At 38.6% G+C, this 13,428-nt stretch carries 12 protein-coding genes; 6 read left to right on the top strand and 6 right to left on the bottom strand.

Annotated elements, in window-relative coordinates; translation table 11 throughout:
• Positions 1 to 12: 12 nt before the first annotated feature.
• The 6 genes from O1D97_RS15200 to O1D97_RS15175 all read right to left on the bottom strand — a co-directional run bounded on the left by O1D97_RS15200 (position 13) and on the right by O1D97_RS15175 (position 5,762).
• Positions 13 to 204, bottom strand: coding sequence for a DUF1289 domain-containing protein (locus O1D97_RS15200; RefSeq protein ID WP_269126945.1), 192 nt, complete (start codon positions 202 to 204; stop codon positions 13 to 15).
• Positions 205 to 290: 86 nt separating this feature from the next.
• Positions 291 to 1,307 carry a GTPase RsgA gene (gene rsgA, locus O1D97_RS15195; protein WP_269126943.1) on the bottom strand — a complete coding sequence of 339 codons (1,017 nt, stop codon included), beginning with the start codon at positions 1,305 to 1,307 and terminating at the stop codon, positions 291 to 293.
• Positions 1,308 to 1,605: 298 nt separating this feature from the next.
• Positions 1,606 to 2,364, bottom strand: a complete 759-nt coding sequence (locus tag O1D97_RS15190) for a LytR/AlgR family response regulator transcription factor (RefSeq protein WP_269126941.1) — start codon at positions 2,362 to 2,364, stop codon at positions 1,606 to 1,608.
• Complete coding sequence (locus tag O1D97_RS15185; RefSeq protein WP_269126939.1) at positions 2,361 to 3,464, bottom strand: sensor histidine kinase; 1,104 nt, start codon at positions 3,462 to 3,464, stop codon at positions 2,361 to 2,363. The genes O1D97_RS15190 and O1D97_RS15185 overlap by 4 nt, the downstream gene beginning before the upstream one ends.
• A 155-nt stretch (positions 3,465 to 3,619) precedes the next feature.
• Positions 3,620 to 4,381, bottom strand: a complete 762-nt coding sequence (locus O1D97_RS15180; RefSeq protein ID WP_269126937.1) for a MipA/OmpV family protein — start codon at positions 4,379 to 4,381, stop codon at positions 3,620 to 3,622.
• Between the two features lie 358 nt (positions 4,382 to 4,739).
• Complete coding sequence (locus O1D97_RS15175) at positions 4,740 to 5,762, bottom strand: ester cyclase (RefSeq protein WP_269126935.1); 1,023 nt, start codon at positions 5,760 to 5,762, stop codon at positions 4,740 to 4,742.
• Positions 5,763 to 5,948: 186 nt separating this feature from the next.
• Between O1D97_RS15175 and O1D97_RS15170 the strand changes: the two genes are divergently transcribed.
• From O1D97_RS15170 to O1D97_RS15145, 6 genes are all read left to right on the top strand, one after another.
• The gene (locus O1D97_RS15170) at positions 5,949 to 7,004 is read left to right on the top strand and encodes an ABC transporter ATP-binding protein (RefSeq protein ID WP_269126933.1); all 1,056 of its coding nucleotides are present in this window, start codon (positions 5,949 to 5,951) and stop codon (positions 7,002 to 7,004) included.
• 70 nt (positions 7,005 to 7,074) lie between these two features.
• Positions 7,075 to 8,283, top strand: coding sequence for an ABC transporter substrate-binding protein (locus tag O1D97_RS15165; RefSeq protein ID WP_269126931.1), 1,209 nt, complete (start codon positions 7,075 to 7,077; stop codon positions 8,281 to 8,283).
• 72 nt (positions 8,284 to 8,355) lie between these two features.
• A complete protein-coding gene (locus O1D97_RS15160; protein WP_269126929.1) occupies positions 8,356 to 10,599 on the top strand; it encodes an ABC transporter permease in 2,244 nt (747 codons plus the stop codon).
• 39 nt (positions 10,600 to 10,638) lie between these two features.
• Positions 10,639 to 11,172, top strand: a complete 534-nt coding sequence (locus O1D97_RS15155) for an ester cyclase (protein ID WP_269126928.1) — start codon at positions 10,639 to 10,641, stop codon at positions 11,170 to 11,172.
• Between the two features lie 109 nt (positions 11,173 to 11,281).
• Positions 11,282 to 12,250: a nuclear transport factor 2 family protein gene (locus tag O1D97_RS15150; RefSeq protein WP_269126927.1), complete on the top strand. Its 969-nt coding sequence runs from the start codon at positions 11,282 to 11,284 to the stop codon at positions 12,248 to 12,250.
• A 58-nt stretch (positions 12,251 to 12,308) separates the two neighbouring features.
• Entirely contained in the window at positions 12,309 to 13,325 is a 1,017-nt protein-coding gene (locus tag O1D97_RS15145; protein WP_269126925.1) for a nuclear transport factor 2 family protein, read from the top strand.
• The last annotated feature ends 103 nt before the right edge of the window (positions 13,326 to 13,428 follow it).

The following is a 13,428-nucleotide window of genomic DNA, read 5'->3' as shown; positions in this document are numbered from 1 at the left end:
TAAATAGAGGAATTACTCAGAATAAAAAGGACTATTTCTTTCTCTCTCTTGAACTTTAATCAAAATTTGTCTTTGTTCCTCTGGGGTGCTTCTGCCCCAGATGGTAATTTCAGCTCCACTACGATAGCAGCCGATGCAGATATCCTTGTCATCTAAACTGCATAAATTGATACATGGAGATTTTATTGATTTATTGCCACTCATTTATTTTTCAATACCTTATGACCTATTATTTATTGCAAAAAAAGAGGGAACGCTCCCTCTTTTTTTGCACTAGAGCCTACTCTACCCTATTCTATTTCTTTTTTATTTTTTCGAGAAATAGAATGTAATGTCTTTGATAATTTATCCGACTTTTTATCCAAAGCCCGTTTCATTACATCTGAATCAAAATCACCGTCATCTGATTGAATTTCGCTAATCAGAGAACGGTCTAATTCCCCCAGCTTTATAGCATGTTGAATCGCACAACCAGGCTCAACCGTATGTTTACAGTCGGCAAATCGACATTCTTTTGAAAGACGTTTTAAGTCTAATAAAGCATCATGTAACTTATCTTCTCTTGTTTGAGAGTGACATAATTCTTCTATCGCCGCGGATTCAAAAATAAGCCCAGCATTACTTAATAAATAAAATTGATTTGAAGGAAGCGACTCTTTTTTACCAAAACGACTGCTATCAGGTGTTTGTGTCACTGATAGCAGCGTTTTCACTATTCGGCTTTTGCCTGAATTTTCTTTGCCAATCAAGGCCACCATCTGACCTTTACCACACCAATCAAGCAAACTGTGAATATACTCTTCATCTCGTGCATTGATCGCTTCAATGACAAGATCATGGCGAATCGCTTGCACCTGGTCTTGATAGAAATAATAATCTTCACATTGATCTTTATGCGTTAAAATCACGACCACTTCAATATGGGAGTTTTTTGCTAACGCCACACTGTCTTTAATATAAGATAAATCAAACCCTGAGTTCATTGACGAAACGACAAATAAGGTATCTAAATTAGCAACAAGGGTATGCTGAGAAGTGGTTGAATGGAGCTCTGTAGAACGATCTAGTACTCGATGGAAAAGATGGTCGTCCGTAAGCAGTAACCAATCTCCTGCTACTAATTGATTCATTTCATTTTCAAGCGATAATGAAATTTCACCCTTTTCACACAAACATTCAACTGTATTAGGGTAAACATTCGTCACTCTTGCCGGAAAACAAATTTCCATCTCTTCAAGGGACATTTGTTGGTTAAAGAAGGTACTCCAACCCAATTGGTTTGCTGTGAATTTATTCAAATCTAACATGCTCAATCCAGAAGACTATTCGTCATTCATATAAGGAAAAATTATTTATTCCGATATAAACTACACAGAAGTTTATCAAGAATAAAACCTGAAAATAATTAAACAATAAAAAATTAGTACTAACCATAGATACTAACTTAGGCTGATTTTCAACTGACCTGCGCAATAGAGCAAGCGGTTTTTTGAAATACTCTCATCTTCAGCGAATTGCTATGTTTAACTCAAGTCCATTTAACAGGTTACCCTCTCATAATCCTCTTTCATTCCTATGACAACACATGACAGTCGACACAATAAATCACATTTGCTTAAACAAATAAGTATTATTACGACTAACAGGTAACAATCTATTCATCTCTTTTAAACTTAATGAATAACGACCTTGTTCATCTTTCATCACTTGACTGATTTTTGCTACCTGAACAATAACAGCGCGATGGATGCGCCAAAATCGATCTGGATGCAGTTCTGTGACGAGCTGTTTTATGGATTTTTTTATTAAATACTCTCCTTCTTTAGTAACGACAGTCGTATATTTATCTTCAGAAATAAAACAAAACACATCATCCACATTAATAACTAAAATTCTGTCGCCTATAGAGACATTAATCCAAGATAAATATGAAACAGAGGTCGTATCAGCAGGTAACCAGCGATTAATTTGCTCGGCATCTAGTTCGTATTTGATCAGTGTTTTGTCCTGCTTAATTAGTCTTTCAATACAAGCACTTAAACGAGACTCTTCTACAGGTTTTAATAAGTAATCAACAGCTTCTTGCTCAAATGCCTCGATAGCATGCTCATCATACGCTGTCACAAACACCAGATTACCTTTATATCCCTGGCGACGCATCGCTTTTGCCGCCTCTAAACCACTCATACCAGGCATTTTTATATCCATAAATACCGTATGGATATCTATTTCCTCCATTAACTTTAGTGCATCTATTCCCGAGTTTGCCGTGACAATATGATCCACATCTTCCCATAATTCATTTAGCATTTTTTGCATGTGAAAACGCAATAAAGGCTCATCATCAACAACTAAAATATTCATATCAATTCACTTAACTTTGATTGTAATGGCCACTTTAAATACACATTACAAATAGATTCTTTTTTATCTTGGTCCAATTTTTTCTCTAATACTAAGCTTGCTGCATCACCATAAAGCAAAGCCATTCTTTGTTGTATATTATTCATGGCTATCCCATTGCCTTTAGTATGATTATCTTTAGGTTCTGCTGAGTAAGACGATAAATCATGGTGACTAATGACGCCACCTACATTCTGAATGTGTACGATAAGATGAGTATGATCACTTGAAACAGTAATATTAAGTGTTCCACCCTCTATACTGGGCTCTAATCCATGAACAATCGCATTTTCTACCAAAGGTTGAATAATAAATGGGGCACATTCAGCCTTATCTAGCCCGCTATCTAATGCCAATGTATAATGCAATCTATCTCCCATTCTAACTTTTTGTATAGCAAGATATGCTCTAACGGTATCCAACTCATCTTTTAAGAAAATAAGTTGTTTCTGAACTTTTGTCATGGAAGCTCTTAAAAGATCTGTTAAATTTTCCGTCATTTTCTTTGCAGAATCTGGGTCCAGATCGATCAACACGCGTATATTAGCCAACGTATTAAATAAAAAATGTGGCTCCATTTGCGACTGTAACATTTTATAATTTGACTCAGCGAGTTGCTTATCTTGCATCAATGTTTTCAGTTTTTGCGCCTGCAATTCTTTGTCTTTACTGTTCAAACGGTGAGTACTATAAAAAATATAAGTAATTAAAAAGCTAAAGAAAATTCTCAGTACGATATCGGAAAAAGGAACGTCTAGAACAGAAGACAGCCCACCATAAACTCGGAAAATAAGATGCGTTACGCCTATGGTAGCGCCAACAATATAGCCGATTAACAAAATAATTGTTGTGTGTAATAGACCACTCAGAAAAAAGAGTCCTAACCGGATACTAATTAAACAGGCCGCACCAAACACTAACGATATTTGCAGTGTTAGCCAAAATTCTCCTCCATCACTCCACCAAATAACAATGGCAATGACATAACAAATAACAATGGTTTGGAGGACGTCTTTCGCTAAACAAAATTTATCAAAAGCGTTGTTTTTTCCATTCATCATGTCAATTAACCTCTGGCTATAAAGACTCTAGGCACGGTAATAAGAGCACAAATTTGATTGACACTCGTCTTCCATTCTAAAAAACTGTTCAAGAATAAAACCTTGAACAGTTTAAAGGGAAATAACCGTGATGTTTAATACTCAAGTGCGGTTAACTAAAATTCATAAACCGCACCAACAACAGCCGTCCAAACATTGTCTTTTTTTACAATTGGACTATCAGCAATACCTGAGCCTAGATATTCAACACTGACACTGGAGAACGAACTCCAATTACCTGAAAAATTATATACATGAGCAATTGCTAGCTCCGCGCTTACCGTTTCTTTTCCTTTATAGGACGCTAGGTTCGCAGTAGATTCATTGGACCTAACGCCGTAGTAATAATCAACGAGATCTTCAGATTGCAAACTCACTCCTATACTAGGAATAAGCATACCACCTAGAGCCGAGATATTTCTTGAGTATCCAGCGGTTAATTGATAACCATCGTGGGTATTAGAGACATCCCCAGTAGCGGCCAACAAAAAGTTATCCGCTCCAGATGATTTCATCCAATTTATGGTAAGCTCTGTCGCTGAATCTCTTTTATCAAAATGATTAAGCGTTTTATTATCCTTACGGTCAAAAACTGACTCTCTCTGGCTCAGTGCGGCACTTACGGCATTGGCTTCATCAATCTCATATGTCACCGCTAACCCATTCTCATCTAAGCTAAACATGCCGTATTCAAGAGAAACATAAGGCGCCAATTGAATGTCATTATCTTCTCCAATAATATAATCTTGTGAACTTATCAGTACGCCACCAACCGTTGAAGAAAACTCAGCGGCAGTGGCAGAAGAGAACATACTGGAAACAAACATTAAGCCTGTAGATAGTCCCAAAGTAACAACTTTATTTTTAGTTAACTGCATAAATTAGCCCTCTCAATATTAAGTTTTTGTTAACTGCATAAGATAGAAAGAATTCTACAGACAAAAATAAGAAGGAAACGGTAAATGGATAAGATGCAATATGATGAGATGGTCGGTCAATAGACTATCTAATAGGATTTAATAGGTATTTTTACATAATTACATTATAACATTTCAAGATGAACGGTAATAAGACCATCTAAAAAAGAAATAGGCAGTAAAGCCTACCTATGTCTTCTCACATTATTACGACTCTAGCAAAAGAACAACTCTACCAAAAAGCCTTTGTTTTAGGATAGATAATACACTTAATTAATACATAACGTATTTATTACCGCTTACCACAAAAAATAACGGATTAATGTTCAAAATTCAACAAACGCGATTTATTGAGTTCTCTCATTCTCCCTAGAACATCAACGCCAATTTGGTGGTATACATCCAACAAATCTATTAACACCCAGTTTTCTCGAATATAGCCATTTTCAACCCTCCAAAAATCTAAACTCCGCATCGTAATTTCTTGATTCGCAGGCGCTATACCTAACCAGCCACCTTGGCTAATCGTCATGCTCATTCCCGGCCAAGCCGTAAAGCCTACATAATTAGCATCAGCAAAAAGATAACCTTTATTGGTGTCCCCTACACGATTAGGAAGCGCATTTAAAAAGGGAATCTGATGCCAATTTCGAAAGCCTTTAATACCTCTAGCGGTTCCAATGCCTGCTGGTCCATACCAGCTACAATGAGGATGCCAGTATGTTTCTAGTGCCATAGCATCCACTCCACCTTGAGCAAAATTTCCTAATGACGTACACATATCGGCTACCACGTTCAAACTTGCTTGTGAAGTAATGCCATTGTCATGTGATCTTACAATACCATCTTGAGTTGCCGGGCCTGGTACATGCCATTCTCTCCCCAAACTAACAGACAATGGCCATGCTCCAGCCTGCATCATCACTTCAGGAATATCCCAAACCACTTGCATTTCAACGACAACACCGCCCTTCATTCGGAAAAATTCATGAAACCTCATGCTAACTTGGTGACCAGTAGGCTGTATATCTAACCAAGGTTTTTCAAAAGACCCTGTATAATAACCACAACATCCTACCCACTCACTCTCATGATTTGAATCGCCAGCCATAACAATCGTATCTCGGCGTTCTAAACCAACAAAAGCATCCGATAAAGGTTTATAGACACGGGAAAATAACTCATTCTTCGATCGGATAGTTTCAAATGGAAAAGGAAATTGCAGTAATACGTCTTCAGCAAAAGTTTCATCAATAGCAAGTATCAATGATGCTTCAGTGAAGTCATATAAAGACATTCTAAAATTATGGATTAATGCTTTGTTTTGATCATGACGGGACATTTTTTAACAAACCTCTACAAATAAGACCGTTGCTCTTGTTCACAATAATGAAAAATTGGCCTCAATATTGCCTAAAATAAAAAGGGGTTCAATAACAGCAATAAATAAAAAAATATTGCAAGGAATAAATAATTATGTTTATTTATTGCATACGTATTCAAAAAAATCAATAAGACGGGAACATGTATGGCCAAGATACAGTTAAAAAACATTTGTAAACGTTGGGGCTCCACGACGGGGGTCAGAGATTTCAATTTAGACATTGAAGACAAAGAGTTTATCGTATTCTTAGGTCCATCTGGTTGCGGGAAAACAACAACAATGCGCATGATTGCTGGACTTGAAGACCCAACAGAAGGTGAGATTTACATTGGTGATAACTGTGTTAATGGCCTAGACCCTAAAGACAGGGACATCTCTATGGTATTCCAAAGCTATGGACTTTATCCCAACCTGACCGTTTATGAAAATATTCGATTTCCGTTAAAAATACGTAAAGTAGATCCAACAACCCACGACGCACGAGTTCATAAAGCGTCCGATATGGTTGAGTTAGGAAAGCTACTGGATCGTTATCCAAGAGAACTGTCTGGAGGTCAGCGTCAGCGAGTTGCACTGGCTAGAGCCATTGTCCGCGAGCCTAATGTCTTCTTAATGGACGAACCTCTGTCAAATCTAGATGCTAAACTACGTGTATCCACACGCGCTCAAATTAAGCATTTACAACACTCTCTGCAAACAACCACTATTTATGTAACACATGATCAAATAGAAGCAATGACATTGGCCGATAGAGTCGTTGTTATGAGTATGGGTGAGCTGCAGCAACTAGGAACACCGACAGAAATTTACGATAAACCGGCAAATACCTTTGTTGCCAGTTTCATCGGTTCCCCTGCCATGAATTTATTAGATGGAAAAATCCAAGATGGGAAGTTCACTGCAGATAATACCAGTATCAAAGACCTACCTAATGCGCTCCCAAATACTGTAACCATAGGCTTTAGAGCGGAAGATATTAGCGTCACAACTGAGACGAATGGCGATATTACCGCACCAGTTTACAGTGTCGAATTGCTAGGTGACTCAACTCTTATTTCCATCAAAATTGGGGATGCCCTCTTAATTGCTAAAGCAGATAAAACCTTTAGAGCCAATATAGGACAACAGGTCAGCTTCATTATTCCAGCCGCAGCGAGACACTGGTTTAATCAAGAAAGCGGCGCTCGTATCGACATTTAATATTTAGAAAACAGTAACATTCAAAAAAACCAATAAAAACGACATAAAAAATCACATAGGAAGCCTTATCATGAAAAAACTAACGTTATCTAGCCTAATTGCATTCAGTACCTTAAGCCCTCTAACTTACGCAGATTGTGCAATTGAAAACACTCAAGAAGTAAAAACTATTTCAGCCAGTTTTGCGGCATGGAAAGCGGTTACCCAAGCTATGGCCGAATGTGGTAACGTCAGCTCGACTCTCGATTCAGAATTTAAAACCAAAGTTGGAGCCGCTTTAGCCGCAAAACCATCGTTATATCATGTCAGTGGGGTCGCTAATGGTACCTTTGTACCTTTGCTGAACAGCGGTCTGCTTAGACCTTTAGATGATCTCGTTGTTAAGTATGGGGAAAACCTAAACGCAAATCAGTTCATTCAAATCGATGGTAAAACCATGGCTATCGCCATGATGATCAATACTCAACATTTTATGTATCGCAAAGACATTCTAGATGCGGTAGGTGTAGAGACACCAACAACTTGGGATGAAGTACTTGTTGCCGCAGAAAAAATCCAACAAGCTGATTTAATTCAATACCCCCTAGGCGGTACATATCAAACTGGCTGGAATCTCGCCATGGAATTCATCAATATGTATCTAGGCTATGGAACAGATTTATTTGATGGTGATCAACCCGCTGTCAACAATGAGTCTGGTGTAAAAACCTTAGAAATGATGAAGAAATTAACCGCTTATATGGATCCTGAATATCTTATTGCGGACTCCACCTTTGTTCAGAAACAGCTACAACAAGGCAACGTAGCCATGGCAAATCTTTGGGCTACTCGTGCAACAGCATTGGATAACAAAGAAGAATCGCAAGTTGTCGGTAAGGTTTACATGTCCGCAGCACCTAAATCGATCCCGAATGGACACCCTGCAAGTACAATGTGGTGGGATGGTATAACGATCGCCAAAAATATTACGGATGAAGAAGCGGAAAATGCATTTAAAGTCGCTATGGAGGGACTAGATGAAGAAATGGTGAAAGAAAATGCCGATGCCGCTATCTGGTTAATCAAAGGATATCAACCAACTCGCTTGAGTGATGGCGCTATTCAAAACGCAATCAATAAAACACCTAGTTACCCTCTTACCGCCAACATTGGCTTAATTCACTCCGCATTAGGTAAAAATATTTCCGATTATTTGACTGGACAAAAAACCGCCAAAGAAACGTTACAAGCAACAGAAGAGGATTATATCTCTGCCGCAAAAGAGTCTGGTTTATTGTAAATAACCTATCTTTCGAGTTGGGCTAATCTATGGATTAGCCCTCTTTTATGTTTACTTAATACGGTAACTAGAATGAAAAACAAAACTTTCTTTACCTTCGTAGCGCCCTCTCTAGTGATGATGCTTGTATTTATTGCGATTCCTTTGGTTTCGGTGTTCATACAAAGCTTCTATGTCACTCAGGGGATGTATGAGACAGTGACGGTAGAAACGTGCACGCCAAGCTTCCCGACGTCTATTTGTGAATCTATAGAAAAAACCATCCCTGTTTTAGATGAAAATAACACCCCTGTCACGCAAACTGTTTTTGTGGGACTAGACACCTATAAAGCATTACTTGAACCAGAAAAAGTCTCTCAATTAATTAGTAACGGCCAGTTCTTTGATGTTTTCAGCTCTATAGACTTCTATAAAGCGTTACGCTTCACCTTAATGTTTACCTTAATAACCCTCCCTTTAGTCATTGGGGTAGGTCTTCTTATTGCTCTTGCCGTCAATACTGCATCAAAAAAGGTTAAGGGTCCGATTATTTTCGTTTCATTATTGCCTTTTATCATTACCCCCGTGATTGGAGCCCTGTCCATAAAATGGCTATTCATTGGTGAAGGGTTACTCACCAGAGCATTAGAAAGCATAACAGGCCAAGAAATTTCCATGTTTGCTCAAGGTTGGACCATAGAGCTTTTGATGATGTTTTATCGTGTTTGGCACGTTGCCCCTTTTGCTTTTGTTATTTTTTATGCTGGCTTGCAATCTGTTAACCAAGATACGTTAGAGTCGGCCATTATCGATGGCGCATCCCGTTTTGAGCGTATTCGTTACGTTGTTATTCCTCATCTAATGCCATTAATTTATTTTATTGCACTCATACACCTAATGGACACTTATCGTGTGTTTGAAGAAATTATTGGTTTCTCCAGTGAAGCTCATGTTATTTCATTGCAGTGGTTAACATTTGATTTCTTAGAACCTGATGATACTGGCAATCGCTCGATTTCAAGAGCATCTGCGTCGTCTATGTTAACAATGGTTGGGATTATTATTTTACTCGTCCCAGTATTAAGCCGCACGCTTCGTGATCAGAAAAAGGATAATAAAATGCAAGACGATACTCCTAAAGCATTTAGACAAACGCCTTTACTAAAAATAAGCAGCTATGGATTTCTCACTTTTTGGGCACTCATTGCCGCATTTCCACTGGTGTGGATTTTTATAATGAGTTTTAAATTACCCATTGATGCGTTCGCACAAAGCCCTTTAGATGTCATCATTGGCTCAAATACGGCTCTCAAAGCAAATGCACTTAGTGGGATAGATATTATTTTAGGTGGTGTTTTTGCTTATTATGCTTATCAAATACCAGCAAAATTTTATCGGACAACATTAGAATATTTTATACCTAATCAAAATAAGAATATGGGAGCCTTTGCTCTTGGTCTATCTTATTTCTTTATTTTGATTGGCTGTGCATTTTATATTCTTCCCGCTTTTAGTAACCTTATCAATGCTGTTTTCAGTGCTGTCCCTTTGCTTTCGATATTAGCGGAACCCTTTATTGGTTACACCCTTGAACATTACTATTCAGTTTGGGTTGAAAATGAGTTTTATGTCCAATTTAAAAACTCCTTAATCGTTACTGTTGGCGTGGTTACCATTTCCTTAACCGTTGGAACATTAGCCGCTTATGCACTTTCAAGAACCGCTTCCAACATTGCAATTTGGTTACTGATAACGGCGCTGGTTTTTCGAGCCTTACCTCATTCGGTTCTGGTTACGGGTTATTTACCTTTTTTCATTGAATCTAAGGAGATTTTAGAACCTCTCTGGAATATGCCTATTATTGGCTGGTTTCTTGGACTTTTTGCTGAAGTACCACCAACCCTATATGGCCAACCACTGGCTGTTATTGCCGTACTTGTTGCCATCAACCAACCGTTTACAATCTGGATGTTACGTTCTTTCTTTATGAATGTTCCAAAAGAGCTGGATGAAGCCGCACGAGTCGACGGTTGCACTCACTTCCAAGCGTTTAGAAAAGTGATTCTTCCTGTTATGTGGCCTGGATTAATTACAACTGGGCTCTTCTCTTTCTTACTTGCCTATAATGATTATCTGGTCACCTCATTATTGCTAGATAACCAAAATCAAACCATGGTTCCGGCAATAACCGCTTATTTTAACAGGGAAACAACGGCCACAGATCAAGTAGAAGCCATTGCCGCTGCAACCTCGATCACAGCACCGTTATTTATTCTCGTTATGCTATTCCAAAAACAGATCGTCTCTGGTCTAACTGCAGGCGCTGTCAAAGGCTAATGTGTCTATTTTTTTATAATGAATAATTGGAGTTCTCAAATGAACAAACCTCAAGTACAACAAGCTCCCTTTACATTAAATAATGATGTAACAAAAACAGAGTCTACTAGAGCCGTCATTGATGCCATGGTAAATGGTTTAAATGATCATGATATTTCTGGCATGGGTCGCTTCTTTGATGAAAACTTTCGTTGGATAGGTAATACCGGATGCGGTTTTAAAAACGGTCTTCAAGAATTTCAAGAAAACTGGCAACGCCCTTTTCAAGCCGCTTTTAGCGAAAAAGTATGTACCGATGAAGTAAGAATTGCAGAAGGTGAGTGGATGGCCGCGTTTGGCCGTCAAAACGCTAAACATACTGGGGAGTTTATGGGAATTGCTGCAACCGGTCTGGAGGTTGAAATTCGGTATATGGATTTTTGGAAAGTGGTCGATGGTAAAATCGTAGATAACTGGGTGATGGTCGACTTTCCTTACGTTTTAAAACAATTAGGTAAGGATATCTTCAATGGTGAGGGATGGGAAAAACGAGATTCTCAAGCAGTGCAACACCCCGTTACTCCATTGAAGTAATCTTTTATTCAATACTAAATACAGATACAGATACCACTCTCTATCTGTATTTTTATAAACAGTTTTTGTTTTCGCTATTTTTACTGCCTACCATTGTGAGCGCTTTATAATGAAAAATTTTGACTCTAAGTTTCTTGACTTACCCGATTATATTATCAAAATTACTAAAGAAATTTGGGAAGATCGGGGCTTAAGTACACTGCACCAATATTATGGCAAAGACATTATCGTTCGTGTCCCTGCGACCCTAATTAAGGGAAATGCTGATGTCATTGCTTCAACCATGGCAACACTAAGTGAGTTCCCAGATAGAACCCTGCTGGGTGAGGATGTAATTTGGTCTGGTGACGATACTTCTGGTTACCTGTCTTCGCATCGAATTTTTTCTCAGGCAACCCATCTGAAAGATGGCGTTTTTGGCAAAGCAACAGGCAAAAAGCTCGGATTTAGGATTATTGCAGATTGCTATTGTATCAATAACCAAATTACAGATGAATGGATGATCCGAGATCAAGGCGCCGTCGTGTCGCAACTTGGACTAGACCCTAAAACTTATGCATACAATCAAATTCAAGCTGAAGGTGGTATCGACAAAGCAACTAAACCCTTTAATGCTTCTATGGATATAGTGGGCCCCTATACAGGTAAAGGTAATGAGCACCCTATCGGACAAGCTTATGCCGATACTTTACAACGCCTAATGAAAGCTGATTTTAATGCTATCTTTTCTCTTTTCGATAGAGCCGTGCAAACAGAGTATCCTAACGGAGTATCGGATCATGGCCATCAAAGTGTCGATTCATTTTGGTTAGGCTTACGATCTGCCTTTCCGAATGCTGAATTCACTATCCATCACGTTATTGGACGTGACGATAAAGGCATGGCAGATCGTGCGGCTATACGCTGGTCTCTTGAGGGTAAACATGAGGGCTGGGGGCGTTATGGTCAACCAACCAACGCAGAGGTTTATATCATGGGAATCAGTCACGTTGAGTTTGGTCCTCGTGGAATCATTCGAGAATACGTTACGATTGATGACACCGCCATTTGGAAGCAAATTTTATTACATACAGGGTAACCCTACTTCAATTTAGTTGGCCTAGAATGAGATCACCTACTATTTATAGAGATAAACTATGAGTACCTTTCAAAAAAGCAAGCAACTAGTAAGAGACTATTTTGATGCTCTTGAGAAATCAACATTAGAGACATTAGACTCAGTTATGTCTCAGTATATCGCATCTAATTACCTTTGGCGTGGAGTCTACCCCTGGAGAGAAATGTCTAATTTAAAGGACGTGGTAGAGACCTTTTGGAAACCATTGCGTACTTCTATTAAACACATACAACGACGTCAAGATATTTTCATTGCAGGCAAAAATGAATTCGGCGATGAGCAATGGGTTATGAGTATGGGTAACTTCATGGGCTTATTCGATGAAGACTTTTTAGGAATCAAAGCAACGCGGAAAATTGTAAATATACGCTATGCAGAATTCAACTGTATTGTTGATAACAAAATCACTAAAACAGGTCTATTCATTGATATCATTGGCTTGATGGATCAAGCTGGAGCATACCCATTACCTCCATCAACTGGAGTATATTATAATTATCCCGGCCCAAGAAATCACAACGGTTTATTATTTGAAGATGCTGACGAAAGCGAAGGTCAAAAAACCCTAGATCTAGTGAATGAAATGATCACAGACTTAGATGAGCTGAATAAAAGTGGCTCAATGACTTGCACACCTGAACTATTAGAAAAGACATGGGCAAAAGATATGCTGTGGTATGGTCCTGCAGGCATAGGGGCGACCTATACGATTCCTCGATATCAAGAACAGCATCAACTGCCTTTTCGCTCAAGTTTAGGGGATAAACGTTTTTGCGGTCATGTCTGTCGCTTTTCTGAAGGCAATTTTGCCTGCTTCTTTGGCTGGCCTAATTTATCTAATACACCATTAGGAGGGTGGTTAGGGCTACCCGGTGGGAATGTTAATGCAGAAATGCAAGTGGTTGATATTTATCATCGCGAAGGAGACAAACTGAGTGAAAACTGGATATTTATTGACCTTCCCTATTGGCTTAAACAACAGGGACTTGATGTTTTATCTCGTACCGAAAGTATTCTAAACGCCAAAAGACCTTAAACAGCATCTATTCGCGGTATTGACTAAAAAAGCTTACAATGCATTATGTTAAAGGTTGTAAGCTTTTACCTAATCACTCCATCAAACAACGGTACATTACTCG

The sequence above is a fragment of the Marinomonas phaeophyticola genome (genome assembly GCF_026966905.1).
GTDB lineage: Bacteria > Pseudomonadota > Gammaproteobacteria > Pseudomonadales > Marinomonadaceae > Marinomonas > Marinomonas phaeophyticola.
This window is presented reverse-complemented; position numbering and strand designations above follow the sequence as displayed.